The organism is Komagataeibacter europaeus LMG 18890 (assembly GCF_000285295.1).
GTDB classification, from domain to species: Bacteria; Pseudomonadota; Alphaproteobacteria; order Acetobacterales; family Acetobacteraceae; genus Komagataeibacter; species Komagataeibacter europaeus.
In genome coordinates this window covers 1-22,867 of sequence record NZ_CADP01000037.1, presented here as the reverse complement: position 1 = coordinate 22,867, position 22,867 = coordinate 1, and the positions used below count along the sequence as shown (strand labels likewise).

Genomic DNA, 22,867 nt, shown 5'->3' with positions numbered 1-22,867 from the left:
AACGCAGCCGGTGAGGGGAAGCTACCGCATAGGACGGGACCGCTTCTGACGGGCCTGTTTCCGCTCCAGCGCGCGGGCGCGCTCGAACTGCTCGCGGGCCATTTGTCGCCCGATCAGGCGGGCGAGGGAAAGGATAGCCTCATTGGAGGGGCGAAACGCATGTTCGGCCGTTTCCGCCTCACTGGCGGGACCGAACACCTCGATCCTGATCCTGTCGGGTTTGCGTGCCATTCTGTCCACCTTCCCGGTCATGGGGCGACAGGAACGATGAAGGACAGGACAAGGGGATTTGAGAAGACCATACGCCGGTCGATGCGGTAATCGGCGGTGATCGCGCAGAAAAGGGAGGCTTATCGGTCGTGGAAAAGGTGATCATTCTTCTGGCGATTGGATATGCCATCGGATTCTATGTTCGAGGGCGTCGTGCAACGGCCGATCTGGCGCAGGCAGGGCAGCAGATTGCCGAGAGGAATGCCCGACTTCAGACTCTGGATCGTCAGATCGCCGGACGCGATACAGAACTTTCGTCGTTGCGCCGCCGGATTTCCACATTGGAAACACAGGCCGCCGATCAGAAGAAGGACGCAGAGCGTCGGCGGCAATATTTTCAGGACAACGACCTCTCCAACACGCAAAACCAGTTACACTTCATCAGTCAGTGCAGTCTGCGGGCCGTTCGTCCTGTCAACAAAGAGGCTGTGCAGGTGCTCTACGCGCTCGACGAGTGGATCAGGACGTATCAGCCCGACTGGCGTTTCGCCTTCGAGGTTTCGATGGGTGGGTTCATCAAAACGACTTACGACCCGGAGATCCGCGCCAGAAGCAGGCTTTCAGCTCCTATAGCGGCAAGCGTGTCGATTTCCTGCTGATTGATCGCTATGGGCTGCCAGTACTGGTGATCGAATATAACGGCACAGGCCACGATCTGTCCGGCGATGCGAATGACCGCATGGCGGTGAAACGTCTGGCCTTGCAGAAGGCGGGTATTCCTTTGCTGGAAATTCCCGAAAAGATGGCCAGACCTCAAATCATGGCCGCCATTTCCGAGGCTGCCGGGACGGCTCTCAAGGTAAAAACAGGCTAATGGCTCCGCCCTCGCGCCAGCAAGGGTTCGCGTCAGCGCGCTGACGCCGCCCGATGGGGTGTCCCCGATCTTCCTGCGCTGCGCTCCGTGCAGACCGGGTGATACCCCTCCCCATCGGTCGCCCTTGCCGTTGCTACCCCGCTGCTCGCCGCGAGGCAGAGGAACAGCGGGGGCTGTTCCTCGCGGAACAAAGGGCAAAGACTATGACCAGCAACACCAACACGGCGACCGATTTCCGCAACACCATCCTCAACGGTGACAGCGTGGAACTGATGCGTCAGATGCCGCGCAATACGGTGGATTTCATCCTGACCGACCCCCCTTACCTGGTGAACTATCAGGGCAGGGACGGGCGGAAGGTCCGCAACGACGATAATGCACGCTGGCTCCGTCCAGCGGTGAACCAGATGCACCGTCTCTTGAAATGGGGTGGTCTTGCCGTCAGTTTTTACGGGTGGAACAAGATCGACCTGTTCGCCGAAGCCTGGAAGGCGGCCGGGTTTCGCATGGTCGGGCATATTGTTTTTCGTAAGTCCTATGCGTCATCGTCGGGATTCCTGCGCTACGAGCACGAAAGCGCCTATCTTCTGGCGAAAGGGAACGTGAAGCGGCCCGGTCAGCCGGTGCCGGATGTGATCGACATGCCGTATTCGGGCAATAAACTGCATCCGACGCAAAAGCCCGTGGCGGCGCTGCTGCCTCTGGTGGATACGTTCTGCCCGGCTGGTGGCCTGGTGCTGGACCCGTTTTGCGGTTCGGGCTCGTCGCTGGTGGCGGCGCAGCATCTCGGGCGTGACTGGCTGGGGATGGAACTGGACGCCGAGCACGCGGCGACGGCAACCCGGCGCTTGGCCTGGCACGCGGCGAAGAAAATAGCGGCGTAGGGAGTGAACGCCGCAGGGCCGACAATTCGGTTCTGCGGTGCCCGCTTTCTTGGCCTGTCTGTCTGCACAAAATTGCGCCGATCCGACTTCGCGGATCGGCGGCAGAAAGATGGAAAATAAGCGCCGCTCGCTGGGCGAGGGCCCGGCTCGCGGAATATTCTGGCAGGCACGGACGAACGCCATAACGTCGTGCGATCGCGTTACGAGATCGACATATCTCCAAATGTAGTCTGCAAAAATCTTTCCCTTTGCGCATCCTGATTGTCCTGCTGCCAGAAGCAGGCGCAAGAAGAAGGGTAACGCGATGCCGATATCAGATTGGCAGTCGCCGGCCGCTTACGAACACGCACAAGACATTGCTGCCGCCGGCATGGCCTGGGAATATCTTCGACGTGACGACGAATACCGTCGCGCGTTCCAGCGAATGAAAACGCTTGCGGCTCCGAAGCCAGGGAGCAGCAAAGCCTTTTCCGAGCGATGGGGTTTGCGATTTCCCTGTCGATCCGGCGCATCCTGCCGGCCGCACGCCTGTTTTCTGGATACCGGAACTCTCGCCTGACGTCATAGAACTGCGCACGGTTCTCGCGGACGCGGATGATCCGGCCGTCATACCGATCAACCTCGCAGCATTGCCCGATCTGGTTGCGCGGCTGGATGACGATGAAGCGTGGCATGGTTTCTGGCGGTCCGGCGCGGCGGCACATCAGTTCTGGCTCCCGACACATCCGGCGGATGGACCCGCCACCTATGTCGTGATCCTGCCACTTGATAAACTGCTGGAGCTTCGCGCGGAGGCCGTGCTGCGTTTATGGCGCGCGCTGGTCGGCCGGTCTGAGGGAAGGTGGGTGCGTGATTTCCCAACACAGACACGGGACCGGCATATCCTGATTCTCAGGGCGTTTGACGGTCGGGCGGCTGGCGCGAGCTATCGCAAACTTGCCGAAGTTCTGCTCGGCTTTCAGGGTAGAAAGACCGACTGGGAAAACGATCCTCGTAAGAACCAGGTCCGTCGCCTTGTTGCCGATGGGCGGTATTATGTTCGCGGTGGCTATCGTGGCCTGTTGCGGTATCCGACCCGGTTGCCAGAGCCTTGAGTCAAGGAGTGGAGAATTGTACTTACAAAGTAATATATATATAAAATGAAAACATTAATCGTTTGCGGAATGGAGTTTATCCTTCAAGGAAGAGGAAGGTGTGGGCTGATGATCGCGATGACGACCTGACTATTTGATTCTGGGACGGGAGCATGGATATGAATTCGATTGCGATGCTTCTCGAGCTTGATATGCCATTCACAGTATAAAATTCTACTTCCTAAATGTAATTCTCGTGCTTCACGGCAAACGCGGTTGTCTCGGACATTTGGATTTTCTGGCTCGCCCTCAAGCGTTAGGTTTTGGAATCGTTCTCTAATCAGTTGTTTTTGAGGTGTTCCGGTAGCATTTTCAATTGTCGGTTCGGTCGGCGACACAGTAGGTGGAGGACAGGTAAATATCCAAACACCATGATCGTTCAGTGCAGAAAATGTATCTTGAATTTTCCAACGAAGTGCACTGTAACCTCCATCCAAATTATTCGCTTCCTGCAATACGCCGTAAGAAAAATAAAGACATGGATAAGCATGAGGTGCAAATTTTATCAATTCTTCTAAAGAATCTCCTTCAGTACGGATGGTGTTACGCCAAAAATCAAGACGATCAGCATCGGTATTGACGAAATATACTGCAATACATCCGCTGGCTGTCTGAGTCGGGAGTGGCCCTCGACGCGTAAGTGAATAGCAAGCTGCGGGTCGTTTAGAACGTAATAGATGATGTGCCCATGCAACATCTACATTGTCTGTTGGTGGTCCACTATCGATCGATATCTCTATCTCGTCAGCATTATTTGGCCAGTCCGGTAGATCGATGTAGATTGGAGATTTACCAAGCCACGCAGCTAGTTCCTGTCGGATTTCGAAAGACAATGAGACCGGAGATCCGTCCTCAAATAGCTGCCATAGCGTATAGCCTGCAACTATCGGTTGGGTCTGAAAATCATCACCGATAAAAGTTTCCTCATGACGTTCTAATCCAATTGCCACGAACTCAAGCAAGGCTTCAATTTGCTCGTGAATTTGAGTAATCGATGCTTCATCGAACACCCAGTCGTTACCATCCACGATAAATGTCATAATTCAGTCTTTCTGTCGGCGGATACGACCGAGCGATGCAACGTCAATTTGATATTGATCGAAGAAGCCGTGTGGCCAATTGGAAATGTTGCCTTTTTTTGTGATTGTAAGTGGCTCAATCTTTGAATTTTCTTGAGAGTCATTAGAAATTCTTTGAGTTTCTTCACCGAAATAATTAAATATAGCTTTTTCGGAATCTAAATAAGCGTATTCCGCGATGGCGCGTCTAATACCATTTAGAATATGGTCCGAGTGGGTTTCTATTATTACCTGAACACCGGTTCCCGCGAGCCATGCTAGGAAAACTCCCATCCGAGATTGTCCGGCGGGATGAAGGTGTGCTTCTGGATTTTCTACAATGAATAAGCCTTCTGGCTCAGCTAATAAACCGCCAAGAATTATTGGTAGCGCATAAGTAATGCCAAATCCCATATTCGTTGCGCGCGCCCATTCAGCTCCCGATGTTCGAAAATAGAGTTGAGCAATCGTTGTGCCTAGAGGGCGCTCTGCATTGATTTCTATTTCTCGAGTAATTTCACTAAGCCATTGTTCCACTTCATACTTAAGAAGTCGAGGTTCGGAGCCTTTATATGAAGGGTGGTGACGTTCAGGGTGTTGCAAAATTTTGTCGCCTAACACGCTCATCACATATGGACAAAATTCTCCTCGCCAACCGATTTCAAGATCATCATTTGCCAATGATGACGTTTGCGAGACTCCTCTGGGGCCTAGACGATCCGCGCTCAAAAAGGTAAATACGCGCGCTTTTGACCTGAATGCAGGTAGATCGGTAGGCGGCTGCTTTAGAACATTGAGGTAAAGTGCGTCCTCATTTGGAATTGCCAACTCCCAATATTTTTTGTCTGCTTGCGAGTCGTGGATTGTAATTTTTATATCGCTCTTACAACTTTTGTTTAGAACATCGTCAGCAGTCCCTAATTCTAGACCGTAAGGGCCATTGAGTGGTACCGTTGTGTCTTTTGTCCGTGTATGAGCGCAAAGAAGTAAAATGGCTTGAATAAGAGATGTTTTTCCTGAACCGTTGAGGCCGGTTAATACCGTCAGTGGAGCTATTTTAACGCGATCACTAAGAAAATATTTAAAACCTTCGATATGTATATCGGTAATCATCGGATTGACCTAGCTAGTATCTCACGCGTTTCAGTTAAGCGGTAATTTACTCGTGTGGGGGAGCCAGTGCTGACTGTCACTGATTTCAAATACTCTGGGTCAGAGAAAGCCTGGCGAAAACTAGTAACGATTTTCTGTTTGTGTGGGAGAAGGCTTTTCAAAGGATAATCCGCTAAAGCGTTTGCTTGAGCCTCGAATAGTGCTCGATTGATCGCCCCACGTCGAGACCTACTGCCTAATGGCCAACGCCGGAAAGCTGCCTCCTCCAGTATTTGGTGTGCGTTAATCATACCACGCTCGAAAGCCGTTGATAGCTCTCTGAGGCAGTCATCTGTGATGGATTTTGATGAATTTTTTCCGTCTATTCGACGCGTAAAATCAATAAGGAATGCATCTAAGGTAGGATACTGTCTGTATTCATCTATGCTACAGCAACGGAATGCACAAAAGCGTAATGCAAGTTCACGATTGGCCATACGACCGCTGTTGCGAATAGTCGTCCCATCTTTGTTTTTGACTAAATACTGATTTTCAGTTGCCAAATCAAAAGCAGGAAGTTCTGTAAGTGTTTTAAGGAAGTTTCGTGAACGAGCCTTACTCATTGCATGACGGATTTCTTGTGCCGAAAGAGGGCTTCCAAGTGTATTGACGCGGTTAAAGATATCAAATTTGACTTCATCAGGGGTCTGCGGCTCAATTATATGCACTACTATTTGCGTTCCACGCAATCTTCTCTGCAAAACGGCGTCAAGCTGAGAATATAATAATCCGTCAATATTTGTAAGGTACTCTAAGTCTGCCCCAATTATACGGTGCTTATCTTGCATGAAAAGGCAGATAGTCGAGAGACGTTGTACGCCATCAACAACCTGATAGGTTCCATCAATCGCCTGATTGAAGTAAAAAGCTGGAAGAGGAATTCCTAAAAGAATTGATTCAACAAGTCGCGTGCGCTGCCGATCCTTCCACACATATTCTCTTTGGAAATCCGGGGCGAGATCAATTTCTTGGTCTGAAATTTGATCCACCACATCGCGAAGTGAAAAAGCTTTCGTTGTGATACGAATCTGGCTCGGATCCCAAGGCCCGGTTCTAGAAGATCCGCTGCCAGTATCCTCAGAATCTAATAAATCAAAATCTATATTTTTTGATGAATTGTTGTTCACTTTCGTTTGGAACCTTTTCTCCACTAAATATTTAAAGTTTTCTTTTCGTCGGTATGTGTATTCCATTGGACGGAAAATTTCTGGGTGTTTCGAGCGTTAATATGCCTCATTTTCTTCTATATGTCACTCGTTGTGTTCGACGTGCTCAAGGCACGTAGAGCACAAGAAAACACTCCCTGTTTGTCTGTATGGAATACAATTTCTTATAGGGTAATCTCACTAAGAACATCGCTTTCCTCGGCTCCAGCCGCTCGTTTGGATGAGAATGCCTGTCTGGGTGCCTCATATCAACTCACCTGATTCCGGCACTCTCCAGACCGCCGATCTTCCGCCACGGTTCGCCATGGCCCGCTGTCGTGACCGACAGTCGCCGAACCCAACCGGAGGCCCGATCATGCTCGATCCCAAGACGGGGTTGCCGCCCCGTTTCCTGCGCACGCCCGACGCGGCGCGCTTCCTCGGCATTTCCATCCGTACGCTGGAAAAACACCGCACCTATGGCACCGGCCCGACCTATCGCAAGATCGGCGGTCGCATCGTCTATGCTCTTCCAGATCTTCAGGGATGGGTCGAGAACGGTGTCCGCCGGTCCACGACGGACGAGACACCCTGCCGGGTCTTTCCAGCTCGCCCGCTGACCCCAGCCGAAAAGGCGACCCTCTGAATGGCCGGCGTCATGCCGCAGCGCGGCCAGCATGCGCGGGAGAGTGAGCGGCTGCGGCTCGATCCCTTCGTGATCGCGGGCGGCGATGCCAGCCCTCGCGACCAGCGCGACCTGATGGAGCGTCCGTTCTTCTCCCTCTCCAAAGTAAAGCGGATCGCCCCGATCCTCTACGAGGCTGGCGGCCAACGGGTCGAGATTCATGGCTTGGCCGAGCACGGCATGGCGACGATCTGGGATGCCGATGTGCTGATCTGGGCTGCCTCGCAGATCGTCGAGGCTGAAAATGGCGGCCTCCGGACATCACGCTTCCTGCGCTTCACTCCGTACCAGCTTCTGACCGCCGTGGGTCGTGCCACAGGCGCGCGGGATTATCGCCTGCTCAAGGCCGCATTCGCCCGGCTGCAATCGACCGTGATCCGCACCACCATCCGCAATGGCGAGCATTGGCGCCGGCACCAGTTCTCCTGGATCAACGAATGGGAGGAGCGGACGACCCGCGACGGCCGTGTCGAAGGCATGGAGTGCGTTCTGCCGGACTGGTTCTATCGCGGCGTCATCGACCGCTCGCTGGTCCTGAGCATCGATCCGGCCTATTTCCGCCTGACCGGTGGCATTGAACGCTGGCTCTACCGCGTTGCCCGCAAACATGCCGGGCACCAGCCGCAGGGCTGGCTGTTCGAGATAGCGCATCTTCACGAAAAATCCGGCAGTCTGGCGCGTGTCTCCGATTTTGCGCTCGATTTGCGGCGCATCGCCGCCCGCCAGTCGCTCCCCGGTTATCGCCTCGCGATCCGGCGCGAGGGGCGGCGGAAATTGCTGCATATTCGTCCCGTCAACTTATCCACAGTGCCTGTGGATGACGCTGTGGACGGACACGGGATTTCGGGCGCAGGGACTATCGGGACTTCGGGCGCATCACTATCGGGATTTCAGGCGCACGACCCCCAGTTAAGCCTTTGGCCTGAAAAGCGGAATCGCGCTGCTAACTTAGAATCTAACTTAGAGTCTAACTTTTTGATGTTGGGGCGACCGGATACCGACCGTGGTGCCGGTGCCGCCGACAGGCCGCATGATCCGAACATGCGTGGTCTTTCTCCCATGCCGGGAGACGGGCCATGACCAGCGCCCCTATGCCCCGTGCGCGGGGCCACGCCCTGCCGTTCGCACACGACGCATTGACCCAAGTCGAGCTGACCCACATCGAAAAGCGTGTCGAGAACTGGATCAGGTTCGGCCATGAGGCTCAGGAACAGATCCTTGATCGCCGACGCCGTGTCTTCTCCTTTCATCCCGGCAGTGTCTTCGCCTTCGTCCGTTGGGCGGCCAATGATTTCGGCACGATCGCGTCACGCATCGACATCCTGCGCGCCGTGGCACCAGGAGAACCCTGCCAGACCATGCCTTTCGTCCGGCCGGGCGGTGAAATCCTGCTGCGGGTCGCGGGTTGGCCGAAGGTGCAACAGGTGCTCCGCCATATCGACGCGGTGGAAGAGGCCGGCATCGACGCCTGCTCAGTCGCGCACGATCACTGGTGGCATGTCGGCAACCGGCTGAACGCGGGTGAGCAGCCGCGCGCCTACACGATGGCACGTCATCGGGCCTGGCTCAGACGGCAGGTGATCGTGCCATGACCCGCTTCGGTTATGTGATGGCGACGTATTTTGCCGCGATGGGCGTGGCCGTTGTCGCCATCGTCCCCGTGCCGGTGAAGCTGCTCTGGAACGCCTCCGCCAGTACGCCGCTCGGCCTCTACGATCTTACCGCGCCGAACGGGCTGAAGGCCGGCGATCTTGTCGCCGTCAGGCCGCCGAAACCGCTGGCCGATTTCATGGTCGGGCGCGGCTATATCGGGCGGGGTGTGCCGCTGCTCAAGTCTGTGGCGGCATTGCCGGGGCAACAGGTGTGCCGTGCTGGGCGTACCATCACCGTGGATGGCGTAAAGCTCGGCGAAGCGCAGGACCGCGATCGGCGAGGGCGTATGTTGCCGGTCTGGCAGGGCTGCCGCCGCATCGCACCAGATCAGATTTTTCTCATGAACCCGTCTGTCCACGACAGTCTGGACGGCCGTTATTTCGGCCCGCTCCCGCGCGTCGCCATGATCGGCCGGGCGACGCCGCTCTACACCGACGCGCGCGGCGACGGCCATTTCGTCTGGCACGGTCTGCTCGCTGATAGGCCCATGCCGTTCCTTCCCAACATCGCTACGGAGACTTCCCATGCCGCAAATCGGTAGCTTCACGCGCGACAAGACCGGCTTTGCCGGACGCATCCGGACCTTCCTCGGTTCCCATGAGATTGCCATCGTGTCGGCCGAGAAATCGGACTCCGACAACGCACCGGATTATCGCATCCATCGTGATGACGAGGATGGCCCGGAGATCGGTGCCGGCTGGAAACGCACGGGCGAGCGTGCCGGCGATTACGTTGCTCTGCTGATCGACGATCCGCTCCTGCCGCAACCGTTACGCGCCAATCTGTTCCGTGACGGCGGCAATGGCGGTATCTGGTCGCTGCACTGGAGCCGCCCCCAGAGGCGCGATGGGCGGGACTGACCCATGCGCAATCAGATCCGGAACGCGTGTCTGCTGGCGGCGGGGTGTCTCGTGTCCATGCTGCCGGTTGCTGTATCGGCGCAGACAATCGACGTCCCGTATGCCGCCCAGATCGCCGAGGCTGCACAGCGCTTCGATATTCCGGCGACTTGGATCAGGGCCGTCATGGGGGCCGAGAGTGCGGGCGATCCGGGGGCCGTTTCATCGGCGGGGGCGATGGGGCTGATGCAGATCATGCCCGGCACATGGGCGGATCTGCGCGTCCGGCATCATCTTGGCCGCGATCCCTACGACCCGCGCGATAACATTCTGGCGGGCGCGGCCTATCTCCGCGAGTTGCATGACCGCTACGGTTCGCCGGGTTTTCTCGCCGCCTATAACGCCGGTCCCGATCGCTATGAGGCGTCTCTGGCAGGGCGTCCATTGCCGTCGGAAACGCGCGCTTATGTCGCTGCCGTTGCGCCGCTCATCACAGGCGGTGACGGTGTTTCCGTCTTGATCGCTGCGGCCGATCTGTCTGCCTGGACCCGTGCGCCGCTCTTCATCGTGCAGCCGGATCGCAGTGGGGCGTCGGCATCGGCGCACGATATGTCGGGGATTATGCCGCGATCGGATGGCCTGTTCGTCGCGGGTAGCGGCATGGGATCGCGGCCATGATGACGATGTGCAGGGCAGGGGGTGGGGAGGCGGAAAGAGGGCAGAAGAGGGAGCGCAAGATTAAAGCGGACGGCACCCCATGGGGCCGATCCGCAGGGCAAGCCCTTGTCTGCACATTGTTTTGGGTGGCACCCCCTTTGAGGGGGTATGGTGCCGCGACAGGCAGCGAAGTCAGTTTCCGCCCCGTTTTTCGCGGCACTCCTGTCTGTTTTTGGCAGTTTCGGACGGATCGGCAGCCATGAGCGCGGGCGACGACAACCGGTTTCGCCCGAGGCCGGGTCGCATCCGCGCCAACACGCCGAAGGTCGGTCGTGCCAGGAGTTTCCTGACCAGAGTGCGGACGGTCACGCGCCAGCAGCAGGCGGCGAACGGCTGGAGCGGACGCCCCCGAGGCGGCTGTCCTAGCCATGCACCGAAAGGGGACGGAAGCATCGCGTCCGGGCGTGGCGTGCGGCGCGGACGGGGCGTGACCTTCGTGCGTGCCCGGAACCTGTCGAACGGCTGGAGCCATCGCCGACCAGGCAGTCGTCGCGTCATCGTCAAATCTCGCTCCGTTCGTGCAGCAGGTCGAAACGGCAAGGCCGCTGCCCACCTCCGTTACATCCAGCGCGACGGCACCGCCCGCGACGGTGAGCGGGGGCGGCTCTATTCTGGGACCGAGGATCGCGCTGATGGTGACGCCTTTCTCGATCGCGGACAGGATGACCGCCATCAGTTTCGGTTCATCGTCTCACCGGAGGACGCCGGGAATCTTGGCGACCTGACGGACTATACCCGCGACCTGATGGCGCAGGTTGAAGCCGATCTCGGCACAAAGCTCGATTGGGTGGCCGTCAACCACTATAATACCGGCCATCCGCATGTGCATGTCGTCGTCAATGGCCGTGACGACCTGGGCGAGGATCTGGTCATCAACGGCGACTATCTCGCCAACGGCATCCGCGAACGGGCGAGCGAACTGATGACGCTGGAACTCGGCCCCGTCACGGAGATCGAGCAGCGTCGCAAGCTAGTTGCCGAGATCGACCAGGATCGTCTTACCCGCATCGATCGGGCGATGCTCGCGGAGGCCGAGGACCGGTTTCTCGATTTGCGCCACAAGCCTGACGATCCGCGAGGCCAGGCGGATCGGACGTTCCGCCTGCGCCGTCTCAGCAAGCTGGGCGATATGGGCCTCGCCATGGAACATGCGCCGGGTGTGTGGGAACTGAGCGAGCGGCTGGAGCCGACGCTGCGCGAGATGGGCGAGCGCGGCGACATCATCCGCACGATGCAGAAGGCACTCCGAGCGGAGGACGCCGAGCGCGATCCGATGAGCTTCGCGATCCATGATGCAGCACCTGCGACGCCGATCGTTGGGCGTATTATCGATAAGCATCTGTCCGACGAACTGGGCGAGGAACTGACGTTGGTGGTCGATGGGATCGATGGCCGCACGCACCACGTTTCCGGCATCGACCCAGTCCGCGTCGCGGAGGCACGGATCGGCAGCATCGTCGAGATTGGCCCGCCTGATAGCGCCGGGCGTCCCTCCGATCGCGCGATTGCCGGCATGGCCGAGGGAGGCGTTTATCGGCCGAGCCGTCATCTCGAACAGGTCCGGTTCGAGGGGCGGGTGCCGGGCGGCGACTATGACGGTTTCGTCGCGTCCCATGTCCGGCGGCTGGAGGCCCTGCGCCGTGCCGGTATCGTCGAACGGATCGATGCCGACCAGTGGCGTATTCCCGAGGATTTCGCTACCCGTGCTGCTGCCCACGATGCGGGGAAGGGCGGACGGGCCAATGTCCGCGTCCTGTCGTCCTTCGATCTCGACAGGCAGATCGGTGCGGATGGTGCGACCTGGCTCGACCGGCGGCTGGTGGGAGGTGTGGTGTCTGATCTGGTGCCTGTCGGCTTCGGGGAGCAGGTGCGCGAGGCGATGGAGCAGCGGCAGAAGAGGCTGATCGAGCAGGGAGACGCGACCCGGCGACCGGATGGACGCATGAGCTACCGGCGCAATCTGCTCGCCACGCTTCAGGAGCGGGAAGTCGCCCGTGTCGGAGCAGAGCTTGCAGGAACTAAGTCCGTGCCGTTTCGGGCCGTCGCTGACGGCGGAACGGTTAGTGGTACGTTCACCGGCACCGCACAGCTATCCAGCGGGAAATTCGCCATCGTCGAGAAATCCCATGAGTTCACGCTGGTCCCGTGGCGGCCTGTGATCGAGCGTCACCTTGGTCGGGAGGTGATGGGCACCGTGCAGGGAGGATCGGTGTCGTGGCAGTTGGGACGGGCTAGGGGATTGGGATTAGCTTGATGACGTAGCGGTCGGACATTGGCGGCTAATCGTTTGTGTTAAAAAGTCCAGTGAAGCCCGAATTGCCGCAGAGCGTTTCAAATCGGGATAGGTCACAAGCCAGATGTCGCGGGTTGGTGGTGCCAGATTGGTTGCAAGGCGCACAAGTGCAGTATCATTGTCTCCCATGAAGTGGGGTAAAACCACGGCTCCTAGGCCAGCTCGGGCAGCCTCTTGCTGCCCGAACAAGTCGCTAGCTTGAAATACAATGGGGCGCCCCGCCAGCAGAGTCTTTAACCAAACTTGCTGTGTAATATGCTCCAGTGCTGGATCATATCCGATGAATGTCCAGTCGGCAGATGGCTTCGTCGCATATTCTGGCGTCGCATATAGTGCGAACCGCATTACCCCGATGCGTCGAATGAGCAGGTTAGGGTCTTGAGGACGTGATAAGCGGATCGCAATCTCGGCTTCACCACGATCCAGAGCAACATTGTGGGAAGCTCCAGACAAAACGAACGTGATACCAGGGTGCTCCCGATGGAAACTCATGACATGCGGCGCAATAAGACGCGCGGCGACAGCAGGTGATGCGCTGACACGCACTGTTTCAACCGCAGAAGCAGAATATCCCTTCGCTTTTCGTTCGAGGGTCTGAATCTGGCCAGCGATTTGCTCTGTTAGGGCGGCAATCGCTTTTCCTTCCCGTGTCAGAATTGTGCTTCGCGGTAGTCGCTCAATCAGTCGAAGGGACAGAGCCTTTTCAAGTGATGAGACGCGCCTTCCGACCGTTACATGATCGACGCCTAGTTCACGCGCGGCGGCCGAGAGAGAGCCTGCGTAAGCGAGTACTGAAAAGAAGTGAAGATCTTGCCAATCGACCATAGGTGAATTTTTGCACAAGACAGGTGAAAAGTTAAGGAGTTTTCTCACCGATAGAAATGTGGCTTGGTTCTCTGAAAAGGAGATTGATTATGTCAATAGCAATGGCCATGAACCACCCCGGTGGACCTGATGTTTTGCAAGAGATTGAAGTGGTGGTGCCAGAACCTATCGCTAATCAAGTGCGTATCCGACAGTCTGTAATTGGTGTAAACTTCGTAGATATTTATCATCGGAACGGTCTTTATCCGATCAATTCTTATCCGGCGGTTTTGGGGTTTGAGGGGGCAGGCACGGTCGAAGCTGTCGGGGCGAACGTCACGTCTCTTCGTCCCGGCGACCGGGTCGCTTATCATGGTATGCCTATGGGAGCCTACACGGAGGTTCGCGTGCTACCGGAGAGCCGTCTGGTAAAATTACCAGACGGGATTTCTGAACGAGTAGCTGGCAGCACCATGTTACGTGGTCTTACTGCCCATATGCTTTTGCATAAGGTCCATGCTGTCCAGCCTAATGATTGGATTTTGGTACACGCAGCGGCAGGCGGGTTGGGTCAACTGGTGACACGTTGGGCAAAACGTCTCGGCGCGAACGTGATTGGAACCGTTGGCTCCGAGGGCAAAATAGAGCGTGCAAAAGATGCTGGTGCTGACGAAGTGCTGCTACATGGCCAGAGCGATTGGAGCGAACGAACTCGCACCATTGCGGAAGGAAAGGGCGTTCATCTGGCTATTGATGGTATCGGCGGCTCCATGTTGGCTCATACCTTGAGTGTCGTCCGTCCGTTTGGAATCGCAGCAAGCCTTGGTCAGCCCGCCGGCCCGATCCCGCCAGTCCGCGTAGAAGAGCTGGGCTTTGCTCGCTCAATAGCGTTAGCGCGCCCTAGTTCGATTGCATATGCAAACGACCCAGAATTATATCGGCGCGGCTGTGCTGATTTGTTTGCTGCCTTACAGGCAGGTTTAATCAATCCCGTCGGTGCGGAATATCCGTTGCGTGACGCAGCTCGTGCGCAGAGTGACCTCGAAAGTGGCCGGACAACCGGGAGCGTTATTCTTGTGCCGTAAATTGTAAGAAACCATCGAGTAAAAGGTGGACCTGTTTTCCATATTATTCCCATGTATAAAAGTATGTAATTATATGCGGCGGATACGTCATGTTTCCGAAATGATGGGTCTAGCAAGTGGTAGGATACCGCTTGTGACGCTAATTCAGCTTCTTTCAGTTGCCGAACATCTGAACTTCCGGCATGCGGCAAGCGCGCTCGGGGTCACCCAATCGAGCGTCAGTACCCGAATCAAGGCGCTGGAAGGGACATTGGGCATTGTCCTGTTCGAGCGACGTCATCGCGGCGTCCTGCTGACCGAGGCCGGGCGCCGCTTCGTTGCGGAGGTTTCGGCCGGTATCGAGCAGATCGATCATGCTGTCAGGACGGCAGGCGCGATTGCCGACGGCACGGTAGGGCGGCTCGCGATTGGGCTGCACGGTTCGATCGCGACAGGGTTTCTCGCCGATTTGCGTCGGCGCTATAGCGCAGACCACCCGGCAATCGAGCAGAGCATCATCGAAGGACCGTCCTCACATACCCTCGCCATGATACGCGACGGCAAGCTCGATGTGGCCTTTATCATCAATGTCGCCGATGTGCCGGATTGCCATAGCCGGCACCTCTGGAGCGAGGCGTTGGTGATCGCTCTTCCTGCCGCGCATCCGCTCGCGGCTCTGGAATCCCTCGCTTGGGCAGATATTGTCACGGAAGACTTCCTTGTCCGGCCGGGTGGCGCTGGGCCACAGGTTTTCGAACATATCGTCCGGCGTGTGGCCGAGCATGGACGATCGCCGCGCCTCCAGCGGCGCGATGTCGGACGGGACACGTTGATGCACATGGTCGCCGCAGGAGAGGGGATCACGCTGACCCATGAGGCGGGCAGCCATGTGCCATTTCCCGGCGTTGTCTTCCGTCCGATTGACGACGAGAAGGAACTAGCCCGGTTCAGTGCCGTCTGGTCGCCACAGAACCGCAGCCCCGCGCTGCGGAATCTTCTGGATCTCGCCACGCATATGAGTCGCCTGGATGGTTTGACTGCGCGGCGTCAAATCATGCCATCATCGTTTCCAGTCAAGACACCGGGACATCACGAAACGGGCGGCGCACGTGTATGAAGCTATGAAGCGCCGGTCTGTCGGAACAGCTTATCATCAGGAGGAAAATCCCCATGACCCTCGAAACCTTCCGCCAGATATACGGTCTCGACGACAGTCCGTCGCCGCTCGACCGGTCAGTGCTGGTCCTGATTGACATCCAACGCGAATATCGCGACGGGCGGGTGCCGCTCGCCAATGTCGATGCAGCGGCGGATGAGGCCGGGCGGCTTCTTGCCCTTGCGCGCAGCAAGGGCGTGCCGGTCATCCATATCGCCCATGACGCCGGACCAGGCGCTCCCGCCTTCGCCACCGATGGTCCGTATCGCGATTTCCTGCCCCAGGTGACGCCTCGCGAAGGGGAGACGGTTCTGTTCAAGACCCATGCGAATGCGTTTATCGGCACCGGGCTCGCGGACCGGATCAAGGAGACGGGTCGGAACGAGGTCATCATCGCCGGTGATACGGTGGGTGTCTGTGTGTCGACCACTGCCCGCGCGGCGGCGGAGGAATACGGCCTGCGTGTGACCCTGGTGGCAGACGCCATTGCCGCACGCGATGTCGCCGATCCGCTGGGTGGGACGATCGCGGCCGAAACCGTGCGGCGCGTCGCCTTGGCCGAGCTGGCGGATATGTTCGCCGTCGTCGTGAAGGACAGCACCGCGTGGAAGGAGTGAGGGCGTCTTTTCCCCTCAGCCGGTCAGCGCGGGCTGGCTGGGACAGCTTTCAATAACGCGCCCGGTTCCACGTCCAGTGCCTCAGCAATCCTTCCCAGGATCGTAACGCTTGCCGACACGTCCGCGCGTTCGATCGCCCCGACATAGCGGGTGCTCAGGCCGGCGCGATCGGCCAGCTCTTCTTGCGTCATGTCCCTGTCATGACGCATCCGACGCAGGTTGACCGCCATGACCTCCTTGAGGTCCATGCCATCATCGAGACCTGTGTCGGAACGATCGTTCCAGGAATGATCGTTCCTATTCGCCCTGACCCGTGGTATTCTTCCCGTCCGGTGAGGACTTTTCCGTGCCGTGTGCGAGACGGGCGAGAAGATCCGCGCTGGAAACGCCAAGGGCGGCTGTTATGTCAGCGAACTCGATGACATCGATTCGGCGCTCGCCGTTCTCGTATTTGGCGACGAAGGATTGAGGCTTGCCGAGTGCCGCTGCCAGTTCCGCCTGCGTTATACCCTCAGCTTTGCGCGCTTCTGTAAGAAGCGATTGCAGCAAAAGCTGCCGGGGTGTGCGCAGGGATTTCTTCATGCGGAACGGCTCTCCGGCGGGGAGGGGAACCGTTCCGATAATCCTGATTGGGGATTATCCCATTTTGGGATATGGTTGACTGCGATCCTGCTGGAGGGCTGTCGGATGACAGCAAGACCCGAACTGGACCCCGATGTCGATGACCTGGCGCCGACCGTGCCGGAGATCACGACCTATGACGAAGTGCATTTCATCACCTATCTCCGCCTGCTTGACGCCGAGGCGGATCGGGCCGACTGGGCGGAGGTGGCGCGGATCGTGCTGCATCGCGATCCGGCGGACGGAGAGCGCACGCGCACCTGCTGGGAAAGCCATCTTGCCCGTGCGCGGTGGATGACGAAGATCGGCTATCGGAAGATTCTCGAGCAGGCGGTGATCGACGCCCGCGCAACCCGACACTGACCGTCCTTTTTCTTCGCCATGGTATCCGACGGTACGATCGCGACTCATTATATATTGCCTGCCGCTGGGTCGCCCCTTCTCTGATCGGTTTTATTCCCCAAGCCGATTGGAGCCCCGATGTCTGGAAGCCGTGTCCTGTGGGGGCAAGTCGCCCTCGTCCTGCTGATCGTCTTCGTCGCCATCTGGAGTGCCACGGAATGGACGGCCTGGCGTCTCGGCTTTCAGCCCCAGCTTGGCGCTCCCTGGTTCATGGTGGCGGGCTGGCCGTTCTACGATCCGCCGGCTTTCTTCTGGTGGTGGTATTTCTACGATGCCTATGCGCCGTCGATCTTTGTGAGGGGTGGATATATCGCTTCCTCCGGTGGCCTCATCGGCAGCGTCGTTGCCATCGCCCTGTCGATCCTTCGGGCACGGGAGGCCCGCAACGTCGCCACGTATGGCTCGGCCCGCTGGGCGGAGGTCGGCGAGGTGAAGCAGGCAGGGCTGCTCGATCCCGATGGCGTGGTGCTGGGCCGGTGGGATCGGGACTATCTCCGACATAACGGTCCTGAGCATGTGCTGTGTTTCGCGCCGACCCGTTCTGGCAAAGGCGTCGGGCTGGTCGTGCCAACACTGCTGACCTGGCCGGGTTCGGCCATCGTGCATGACATCAAAGGCGAGAACTGGGGGCTCACTGCCGGATTTCGTGCCCGGCACGGGCGCGTGCTGCTGTTCGACCCGACAGATCCGGCATCCTCGCCCTACAACCCGCTGCTGGAGGTCCGGCGTGGTGATCGGGAGGTACGCGATGTCCAGAACATCGCCGATATCCTCGTCGATCCCGAAGGCGCGTTGGACCGGCGGAATCATTGGGAGAAAACCTCGCACTCCCTGCTGGTTGGCGCGATCCTGCATGTCCTCTATGCTGAGTCAGACAAGACGCTGGCCGGTGTCGCCAATTTCCTCTCCGATCCGAAGCGACCGGTGGAAGCAACGTTGCGTGCGATGATGTCCACGCCTCATCTCGGCAAGGCGGGCGTACATCCCGTCATCGCGTCATCGGCGCGCGAGCTGCTGAACAAGAGCGACAACGAACGGTCAGGTGTATTGTCCACCGCCATGTCGTTCCTGGGCCTCTATCGCGACCCCGTGGTGGCGAAGGTGACGGCATGCTGCGACTGGCGCATCGCGGATCTCGTGTCTGGCGGCCAGCCCGCCAGTCTCTACCTCGTCGTGCCGCCATCCGACATCGCCCGCACCAAGCCGCTGATTCGCCTGATCCTGAACCAGATCGGCCGGCGGCTGACGGAGGATCTGCATGTCTCCGCCCATCGGCACCGCTTACTGCTGATGCTCGATGAGTTTCCCGCCCTCGGTCGGCTGGATTTCTTCGAGAGTGCGCTGGCCTTCATGGCGGGTTACGGGATTAAATCCTTTCTGATCGCGCAGAGTCTGAACCAGATCGAAAAAGCCTACGGCGCGAACAACAGTATTCTCGACAACTGCCATGTCCGCGTCGCGTTTGCCACCAACGACGAACGCACTGCCCGGCGGGTGTCGGACGCGCTCGGCACCGCGACCGAGATGCGTGATTCCACCAATTATGCCGGTCACCGGCTATCGCCTTGGCTCGGGCATCTCATGGTGTCGCGGCAGGAGACGGCACGACCGCTGCTCACGCCCGGTGAGGTGATGCAGCTTCTGCCGACCGATGAACTGTTGCTGGTCGCAGGTGTGGCCCCCGTTCGCGCGAAGAAAGCCCGCTATTACGAAGACGCACGGTTCATGGAGCGTGTCCTGCCGCCCCCGGCCACCGGAACGCAACGCCCGTCCGCGCCTACGTCCGACGACTGGTCGGCGCTGGAGACAATGGCGCCATCAGGAGGATCAGCACCCTGTGGGAACACGGGCGCTGATGGTGATCCCGCCAATGCCGGTATCCGCCGCGAACCGGAATTGCCGGAGCATGAGGACGTCGTGCCATCCGAACATTCGGGCGGGCAGGAGTTCGATGTGCTCGATGACGAGCCGGATGTCGATGCTGCCAGGGCGCGCACCATGCGTCAGCAGGCCCGTTCCGTTGCGCGTCAGGCGACGATGGACCCGGCTGATGGCCTCGATCTGTGAGGATGCCCATGTCGAGCAAGACCCGCATGAATGTATATTTCGAGCCGGAGCTTCTGAAGCAGGTTGAAGCGCTGGCTCTGCGGCGCAACGTCTCGAAATCGGCGGTGATCGAGGCTGCTGTTGCGTCCTTTCTCTCGGCCGACGCCTCGGAGCGGCTGGAGGCGGTGTTCGCCCGCCGCATGGACAGGATCGACCGCCAGATCGCCGGGATGGACGAAGACGTCGCCATTATGGGCGAGACGCTGGCACTGTTCATCCGTTTCTGGCTGACCGTCACTCCGCCGCTGCCCGACAGTGCCCAGGTATCGGCCAGAGCGAAAGGCGTCGAGCGCTTCGAGAGGTTCCTGCAATCGCTCGGACGGAAACTGGCGACCGGAGATCGGTTTCTTAGGGAGCTGTCGCGGGACATCGACACGCGGCGCAATGGTGGTGAAGGCCCCCAGTAATCGTCAGATTGCGTGGGGTTGCCGCAAGGATTCGTCAATCCCGCCGATCGCCGCCGTTTCCACGCGATGACCGCACGGGATGCGATAGTTGTTGAATCGAGCCGAAATGGGCCTCTTTTAATCATCTCCGTGTGGGGACCATCTGTTCTGGTCCCATTCGTGCGGGGACCAGATGGCAATTTCTCACCATAATTCGGAAAGTCAGACACGCGGCATGTCCATGCTGCGCACGGCGATGGGACCGGCGATCGCAGGGCACCTTGCCGATCCGGCTGTGGTCGAGGTCATGCTCAATCCTGACGGGCGGCTGTGGATTGATCGTCTGTCGGAGGGCCTGTCCGACACGGGCGAAACTATCACACCGGCCGATGCCGAGCGCATCGTGCGCCTGGTCGCGCACCATGTCGGGGCGGAGGTGCATGAAGCAGCACCCCGCGTATCGGCCGAACTGCCGACCGGCGAGCGCTTCGAAGGGCTGTTGCCACCCGTCGTGACGGCCCCGAGTTTCGCTATCCGCAAGCCCGCTGTCGCCGTCTTTACCCTCGACGATTATGTTGCCACCGGGATCATGACGGAGGGACAGGCGGTATTCCTGCGCCGCGCTGTAGCAGACCGGAAAAACATCCTCGTCGCGGGCGGTACCAGCACGGGCAAGACCACGCTGGTCAATGCCCTGCTGGCTGAGGTCGCGAAGACCCCCGATCGCGTCGTGCTGATCGAGGATACGCGCGAATTGCAATGTGCGGCACTCAATCTCGTCTCACTCCGTACCCGTGACGGCATCGTCACCCTGTCCGAGCTGGTGCGCTCGGCCCTGCGGCTGCGGCCTGACCGTATCCCGATCGGGGAGGTGCGCGGTTCCGAGGCACTGGATCTGCTCAAAGCCTGGGGCACGGGCCATCCCGGCGGCATCGGCACGCTGCATGCCGGCACCGTCATCGGCGCCCTGCACCGTATGGAGCAGCTGATCCAGGAAATCGTGGTCACGGTGCCGCGCGCGCTGATCGCCGAGACGATCGACGTGATCGCGGTCCTGTCCGGGCGGGGCATGCAGCGCCGCCTGTCCGAACTCGCCACCGTGGACGGGATCGACCCCGCCACAGGCGCCTATCGCATTCATTCGATCGAGACCGATGGAGATTTCCAATGAACCTCACGCTGTTCCGCGTACGTCGGCATGCGCCTGTCTTTTCCGCCGTGCTGCTGTTGTCCATCGCATGGTGCTCCTCGGCTCTGGCGTCCGGGTCGGACATGCCATGGGAAGAACCGCTCAACCAGATCCTGGAATCCGTGCAGGGACCGGTAGCGCGCATCGTGTCGGTAATCATCATCACCGTGACCGGCCTGACCCTGGCCTTCGGGGAAACCTCGGGTGGTTTCCGTCGCCTGATCCAGATCGTCTTCGGACTAAGCATCGCTTTTGCCGCGTCGAGCTTCTTCCTGTCGTTCTTCTCCTTCTCGGGCGGGGCGCTGATCTAATGGCGGGATATGACGATGATGCCGTGCCGGGATTTCATGTCCCGGTGCATCGCTCCCTGACCGATCCGATCCTGCTGGGCGGGGCACCCCGGACGCTGGCGATCGCCAACGGCACGCTCGGGGCTGCCATTTCGCTGGGGCTGCGGCTGTGGCTGGTCGGAGCCGTGTTCTGGATCGTCGGGCACACGCTCGCGGTCTGGGGTGCCAGGCGCGATCCGCTGTTTGTCGAGGTGGGGCGACGGCATCTTCGCTACCCCGCCTGGCTCCGGGCGTAGGGATGGCAGGGCGATGATGTCGCTTGGCGAATATCGCAACCGTGCCGCGCTCCTGTCTGATTTCCTGCCCTGGGCCGCGCTCGTTGAGAAAGGTGTCGTCCTGAACAAGGACGGCTCCTTCCAGCGTACGGCAAAAATACGCGGCCCCGATCTGGATAGCGCCACCCCTGCCGAACTGGTCGGTGTCACCGGGCGGCTGAACAATGCCCTGCGCCGCCTTGGCTCCGGCTGGGCTGTGTTCGTCGAGGCACAGCGCGTACCGGCGACAGTGTATCCTGAGAGCGACTTTCTCGATGCTGCCAGCCAGATGGTCGATCTGGAACGCCGGGAGCAGTTCGAGGACGAAGGCGCGTATTTCGAGAGCCGGTATTTTCTGACCCTTGTCTGGCTGCCCCCGGCGGAAACTTCTGGCCGTGCCGAACGCTTTCTCTATGAGGGCCGTGAGCATGACGGTCCCGATCCGCATGGGATGCTTCACTCGTTTCTGGATCGCACGGATCGGATGCTGGCCCTGCTGGATGGTTTCATGCCCGAGGCGGCATGGCTCGATGACGGTGAAACCCTCACTTATCTGCACAGTACCATCTCGACGCGGAACCAGCGCGTCAGGGTGCCGGAAATCCCGATGCACCTCGATGCCCTGCTGGTGGACCAGCCGCTGGCGGGCGGGCTCGAACCCAAACTCGGCGATGCCTTCCTCAAGACCCTGACCATCACGGGCTTCCCGTCCCGGACCTTTCCCGGAATCCTGGATGACCTATGTGGACGGCCGGTTCGATGCAATGGATCACATTTGTTATCTCTCTGCGTTTCTCTAAATCTTGTTTTCTCGGTGGAATGCATCGCTGCTCGCAGGATGCGGGGATCCGGTCAGGTGCGCCCTTATGTCCGGCCTGTTTGTGCGACGTTTTTCGCTGGCCATTATGGGTGTGCGCTTGCGTGTCAGGCACCAATCTTGAAAACGTGCTCGATGGCACATGTCATCCAACGGTATCGCCTGAACTGTTCCTGAATTACAGTCTTCCCATCACGCTGGTCAGTGCATTCTGCCGGATCTACCGGGGCGAACCCCGGCATCCATCGTCTTGGCAGCGCATGTCAGATTACAGCGACATTGCGGCCGGCCGGACGATAGATCTCTTTGCGCGACAGGAGAGCCCAGACGATCCGGGCCAGTTTGTTGGCAAGTGCGACGGTTGCAAGACGTGTTGGGCGACGCTCCAGAAGCTTGCAAAGCCATGCCCCTGCGGCGCTTGTCCATTTCTGCGCGCGGAAGGACATGGATGTCGCCCC

General features: G+C 58.9%; 28 protein-coding genes and 2 pseudogenes. 22 read left to right on the top strand and 8 right to left on the bottom strand.

The features are described from left to right. Positions 1-21 precede the first annotated feature (21 nt). Positions 22-252 (bottom strand): hypothetical protein, encoded by a 231-nt coding sequence (locus GEU01_RS11735; RefSeq protein ID WP_019086244.1) that lies wholly within the window; start codon positions 250-252, stop codon positions 22-24. Positions 253-359: 107 nt separating this feature from the next. Between GEU01_RS11735 and GEU01_RS23985 the strand changes: the two genes are divergently transcribed. The 5 genes from GEU01_RS23985 (at position 360) to GEU01_RS11715 (ending at position 3,062) form a co-directional block, all read left to right on the top strand. Then, positions 360-869, top strand: coding sequence for a hypothetical protein (locus tag GEU01_RS23985; RefSeq protein ID WP_019086243.1), 510 nt, complete (start codon positions 360-362; stop codon positions 867-869). Beyond that, the gene (locus GEU01_RS26815) at positions 863-1,084 is read left to right on the top strand and encodes a DUF2726 domain-containing protein (RefSeq protein WP_232272511.1); all 222 of its coding nucleotides are present in this window, start codon (positions 863-865) and stop codon (positions 1,082-1,084) included. Before GEU01_RS23985 ends, GEU01_RS26815 begins: the two co-directional genes overlap by 7 nt. A gap of 203 nt (positions 1,085-1,287) precedes the next feature. Further along, complete coding sequence (locus GEU01_RS11720; protein WP_019086241.1) at positions 1,288-1,968, top strand: DNA methyltransferase; 681 nt, start codon at positions 1,288-1,290, stop codon at positions 1,966-1,968. A gap of 304 nt (positions 1,969-2,272) precedes the next feature. Beyond that, complete coding sequence (locus GEU01_RS27530) at positions 2,273-2,527, top strand: transcriptional regulator domain-containing protein (RefSeq protein WP_081499958.1); 255 nt, start codon at positions 2,273-2,275, stop codon at positions 2,525-2,527. Next, entirely contained in the window at positions 2,508-3,062 is a 555-nt protein-coding gene (locus tag GEU01_RS11715) for a DUF2285 domain-containing protein (RefSeq protein WP_026018691.1), read from the top strand. Before GEU01_RS27530 ends, GEU01_RS11715 begins: the two co-directional genes overlap by 20 nt. Before the next feature lie 83 nt (positions 3,063-3,145). Here GEU01_RS11715 and GEU01_RS25730 read toward each other — a convergent pair whose 3' ends face one another. From GEU01_RS25730 to GEU01_RS24315, 3 genes are read right to left on the bottom strand one after another with little or no spacing between them, the layout of a single operon-like run. Beyond that, positions 3,146-4,141, bottom strand: a complete 996-nt coding sequence (locus GEU01_RS25730; protein ID WP_157212841.1) for a hypothetical protein — start codon at positions 4,139-4,141, stop codon at positions 3,146-3,148. A 3-nt stretch (positions 4,142-4,144) separates the two neighbouring features. Next, positions 4,145-5,272, bottom strand: coding sequence for an AAA family ATPase (locus GEU01_RS24320; protein WP_081499957.1), 1,128 nt, complete (start codon positions 5,270-5,272; stop codon positions 4,145-4,147). After that, the gene (locus GEU01_RS24315) at positions 5,269-6,504 is read right to left on the bottom strand and encodes a DUF262 domain-containing protein (RefSeq protein WP_081499956.1); all 1,236 of its coding nucleotides are present in this window, start codon (positions 6,502-6,504) and stop codon (positions 5,269-5,271) included. The genes GEU01_RS24320 and GEU01_RS24315 overlap by 4 nt, the downstream gene beginning before the upstream one ends. A 328-nt stretch (positions 6,505-6,832) precedes the next feature. Between GEU01_RS24315 and GEU01_RS11705 the strand changes: the two genes are divergently transcribed. The 7 genes from GEU01_RS11705 to GEU01_RS11675 all read left to right on the top strand — a co-directional run bounded on the left by GEU01_RS11705 (position 6,833) and on the right by GEU01_RS11675 (position 12,604). Further along, positions 6,833-7,102: a helix-turn-helix transcriptional regulator gene (locus GEU01_RS11705; RefSeq protein WP_019086238.1), complete on the top strand. Its 270-nt coding sequence runs from the start codon at positions 6,833-6,835 to the stop codon at positions 7,100-7,102. Continuing rightward, entirely contained in the window at positions 7,103-8,221 is a 1,119-nt protein-coding gene (locus tag GEU01_RS11700; RefSeq protein ID WP_019086237.1) for a replication initiator protein A, read from the top strand. After that, positions 8,218-8,733 carry a DUF2840 domain-containing protein gene (locus GEU01_RS11695; protein ID WP_019086236.1) on the top strand — a complete coding sequence of 172 codons (516 nt, stop codon included), beginning with the start codon at positions 8,218-8,220 and terminating at the stop codon, positions 8,731-8,733. Before GEU01_RS11700 ends, GEU01_RS11695 begins: the two co-directional genes overlap by 4 nt. Continuing rightward, positions 8,730-9,335, top strand: a complete 606-nt coding sequence (locus tag GEU01_RS11690) for a S26 family signal peptidase (protein WP_019086235.1) — start codon at positions 8,730-8,732, stop codon at positions 9,333-9,335. The genes GEU01_RS11695 and GEU01_RS11690 overlap by 4 nt, the downstream gene beginning before the upstream one ends. Further along, positions 9,319-9,654, top strand: coding sequence for a DUF736 domain-containing protein (locus GEU01_RS11685; RefSeq protein WP_019086234.1), 336 nt, complete (start codon positions 9,319-9,321; stop codon positions 9,652-9,654). The genes GEU01_RS11690 and GEU01_RS11685 overlap by 17 nt, the downstream gene beginning before the upstream one ends. A 3-nt stretch (positions 9,655-9,657) precedes the next feature. Next, positions 9,658-10,311: a lytic transglycosylase domain-containing protein gene (locus GEU01_RS11680; protein WP_019086233.1), complete on the top strand. Its 654-nt coding sequence runs from the start codon at positions 9,658-9,660 to the stop codon at positions 10,309-10,311. 79 nt (positions 10,312-10,390) lie between these two features. Further along, positions 10,391-12,604 (top strand): relaxase/mobilization nuclease domain-containing protein, encoded by a 2,214-nt coding sequence (locus tag GEU01_RS11675; protein WP_373321398.1) that lies wholly within the window; start codon positions 10,391-10,393, stop codon positions 12,602-12,604. Here the strand turns inward: GEU01_RS11675 and GEU01_RS24310 are convergent. Then, the gene (locus GEU01_RS24310; protein WP_081499955.1) at positions 12,596-13,468 is read right to left on the bottom strand and encodes a LysR family transcriptional regulator; all 873 of its coding nucleotides are present in this window, start codon (positions 13,466-13,468) and stop codon (positions 12,596-12,598) included. The genes GEU01_RS11675 and GEU01_RS24310 overlap by 9 nt on opposite strands. Before the next feature lie 89 nt (positions 13,469-13,557). On the opposite strand from GEU01_RS24310, the gene GEU01_RS11670 reads away from it, so the two are divergent. The 3 genes from GEU01_RS11670 (at position 13,558) to GEU01_RS11660 (ending at position 16,284) form a co-directional block, all read left to right on the top strand. Beyond that, complete coding sequence (locus tag GEU01_RS11670) at positions 13,558-14,532, top strand: quinone oxidoreductase family protein (RefSeq protein WP_019086231.1); 975 nt, start codon at positions 13,558-13,560, stop codon at positions 14,530-14,532. A gap of 133 nt (positions 14,533-14,665) precedes the next feature. Further along, a complete protein-coding gene (locus GEU01_RS11665; RefSeq protein WP_232272508.1) occupies positions 14,666-15,628 on the top strand; it encodes a LysR family transcriptional regulator in 963 nt (320 codons plus the stop codon). Between the two features lie 53 nt (positions 15,629-15,681). Then, positions 15,682-16,284, top strand: a complete 603-nt coding sequence (locus GEU01_RS11660; RefSeq protein WP_019086229.1) for an isochorismatase family protein — start codon at positions 15,682-15,684, stop codon at positions 16,282-16,284. A gap of 23 nt (positions 16,285-16,307) precedes the next feature. Here GEU01_RS11660 and GEU01_RS11655 read toward each other — a convergent pair whose 3' ends face one another. Both GEU01_RS11655 and GEU01_RS11650 read right to left on the bottom strand, forming a co-directional pair. Next, on the bottom strand, positions 16,308-16,532 hold the full coding sequence (locus GEU01_RS11655; protein WP_019086228.1) for a helix-turn-helix domain-containing protein: 225 nt from the start codon (positions 16,530-16,532) through the stop codon (positions 16,308-16,310). Between the two features lie 49 nt (positions 16,533-16,581). Next, positions 16,582-16,866: a helix-turn-helix domain-containing protein gene (locus tag GEU01_RS11650; RefSeq protein WP_019086227.1), complete on the bottom strand. Its 285-nt coding sequence runs from the start codon at positions 16,864-16,866 to the stop codon at positions 16,582-16,584. A gap of 105 nt (positions 16,867-16,971) precedes the next feature. Between GEU01_RS11650 and GEU01_RS11645 the strand changes: the two genes are divergently transcribed. The 7 genes and pseudogenes from GEU01_RS11645 to GEU01_RS11615 all read left to right on the top strand — a co-directional run. Continuing rightward, entirely contained in the window at positions 16,972-17,268 is a 297-nt protein-coding gene (locus tag GEU01_RS11645; protein ID WP_019086226.1) for a DUF2285 domain-containing protein, read from the top strand. 117 nt (positions 17,269-17,385) lie between these two features. Further along, positions 17,386-19,374 (top strand): conjugal transfer protein TraG, encoded by a 1,989-nt coding sequence (locus GEU01_RS11640; RefSeq protein ID WP_019086225.1) that lies wholly within the window; start codon positions 17,386-17,388, stop codon positions 19,372-19,374. Positions 19,375-19,376: 2 nt separating this feature from the next. Beyond that, entirely contained in the window at positions 19,377-19,820 is a 444-nt protein-coding gene (locus GEU01_RS11635; protein WP_456303518.1) for a ribbon-helix-helix domain-containing protein, read from the top strand. A gap of 220 nt (positions 19,821-20,040) precedes the next feature. After that, positions 20,041-20,970: a P-type conjugative transfer ATPase TrbB gene (gene trbB / locus GEU01_RS11630; RefSeq protein WP_373321399.1), complete on the top strand. Its 930-nt coding sequence runs from the start codon at positions 20,041-20,043 to the stop codon at positions 20,968-20,970. Then, a complete protein-coding gene (locus GEU01_RS11625) occupies positions 20,967-21,299 on the top strand; it encodes a TrbC/VirB2 family protein (protein WP_019086222.1) in 333 nt (110 codons plus the stop codon). The genes trbB and GEU01_RS11625 overlap by 4 nt, the downstream gene beginning before the upstream one ends. Beyond that, positions 21,299-21,574, top strand: coding sequence for a VirB3 family type IV secretion system protein (locus GEU01_RS11620; RefSeq protein WP_019086221.1), 276 nt, complete (start codon positions 21,299-21,301; stop codon positions 21,572-21,574). The genes GEU01_RS11625 and GEU01_RS11620 overlap by 1 nt, the downstream gene beginning before the upstream one ends. A 13-nt stretch (positions 21,575-21,587) precedes the next feature. Then, positions 21,588-22,334, top strand: a pseudogene (locus GEU01_RS11615) (conjugal transfer protein TrbE); the annotation flags it as partial. 338 nt (positions 22,335-22,672) lie between these two features. Here GEU01_RS11615 and GEU01_RS22675 read toward each other — a convergent pair. Next, positions 22,673-22,867: pseudogene (locus GEU01_RS22675) on the bottom strand (IS110 family transposase); the annotation flags it as partial.

Bases quoted from the DNA above. Each gene is read 5' to 3' on its own strand.
- GEU01_RS11735 (WP_019086244.1), bottom strand. From the start codon at position 252: ATGACCGGGAAGGTGGACAGAATGGCACGCAAACCCGACAGGATCAGG.
- GEU01_RS11720 (WP_019086241.1), top strand. From the start codon at position 1,288: ATGACCAGCAACACCAACACGGCGACCGATTTCCGCAACACCATCCTC.
- GEU01_RS27530 (WP_081499958.1), top strand. From the start codon at position 2,273: ATGCCGATATCAGATTGGCAGTCGCCGGCCGCTTACGAACACGCACAA.
- GEU01_RS25730 (WP_157212841.1), bottom strand. From the start codon at position 4,141: ATGACATTTATCGTGGATGGTAACGACTGGGTGTTCGATGAAGCATCG.
- GEU01_RS24320 (WP_081499957.1), bottom strand. From the start codon at position 5,272: ATGATTACCGATATACATATCGAAGGTTTTAAATATTTTCTTAGTGAT.
- GEU01_RS24315 (WP_081499956.1), bottom strand. From the start codon at position 6,504: ATGGAATACACATACCGACGAAAAGAAAACTTTAAATATTTAGTGGAG.
- GEU01_RS11705 (WP_019086238.1), top strand. From the start codon at position 6,833: ATGCTCGATCCCAAGACGGGGTTGCCGCCCCGTTTCCTGCGCACGCCC.
- GEU01_RS11700 (WP_019086237.1), top strand. From the start codon at position 7,103: ATGGCCGGCGTCATGCCGCAGCGCGGCCAGCATGCGCGGGAGAGTGAG.
- GEU01_RS11695 (WP_019086236.1), top strand. From the start codon at position 8,218: ATGACCAGCGCCCCTATGCCCCGTGCGCGGGGCCACGCCCTGCCGTTC.
- GEU01_RS11690 (WP_019086235.1), top strand. From the start codon at position 8,730: ATGACCCGCTTCGGTTATGTGATGGCGACGTATTTTGCCGCGATGGGC.
- GEU01_RS11685 (WP_019086234.1), top strand. From the start codon at position 9,319: ATGCCGCAAATCGGTAGCTTCACGCGCGACAAGACCGGCTTTGCCGGA.
- GEU01_RS11680 (WP_019086233.1), top strand. From the start codon at position 9,658: ATGCGCAATCAGATCCGGAACGCGTGTCTGCTGGCGGCGGGGTGTCTC.
- GEU01_RS11675 (WP_373321398.1), top strand. From the start codon at position 10,391: ATGGGGCCGATCCGCAGGGCAAGCCCTTGTCTGCACATTGTTTTGGGT.
- GEU01_RS24310 (WP_081499955.1), bottom strand. From the start codon at position 13,468: ATGGTCGATTGGCAAGATCTTCACTTCTTTTCAGTACTCGCTTACGCA.
- GEU01_RS11670 (WP_019086231.1), top strand. From the start codon at position 13,558: ATGTCAATAGCAATGGCCATGAACCACCCCGGTGGACCTGATGTTTTG.
- GEU01_RS11660 (WP_019086229.1), top strand. From the start codon at position 15,682: ATGACCCTCGAAACCTTCCGCCAGATATACGGTCTCGACGACAGTCCG.
- GEU01_RS11655 (WP_019086228.1), bottom strand. From the start codon at position 16,532: ATGGACCTCAAGGAGGTCATGGCGGTCAACCTGCGTCGGATGCGTCAT.
- GEU01_RS11650 (WP_019086227.1), bottom strand. From the start codon at position 16,866: ATGAAGAAATCCCTGCGCACACCCCGGCAGCTTTTGCTGCAATCGCTT.
- GEU01_RS11645 (WP_019086226.1), top strand. From the start codon at position 16,972: ATGACAGCAAGACCCGAACTGGACCCCGATGTCGATGACCTGGCGCCG.
- GEU01_RS11640 (WP_019086225.1), top strand. From the start codon at position 17,386: ATGTCTGGAAGCCGTGTCCTGTGGGGGCAAGTCGCCCTCGTCCTGCTG.
- GEU01_RS11635 (WP_456303518.1), top strand. From the start codon at position 19,377: ATGCCCATGTCGAGCAAGACCCGCATGAATGTATATTTCGAGCCGGAG.
- trbB (WP_373321399.1), top strand. From the start codon at position 20,041: ATGCTGCGCACGGCGATGGGACCGGCGATCGCAGGGCACCTTGCCGAT.
- GEU01_RS11625 (WP_019086222.1), top strand. From the start codon at position 20,967: ATGAACCTCACGCTGTTCCGCGTACGTCGGCATGCGCCTGTCTTTTCC.
- GEU01_RS11620 (WP_019086221.1), top strand. From the start codon at position 21,299: ATGGCGGGATATGACGATGATGCCGTGCCGGGATTTCATGTCCCGGTG.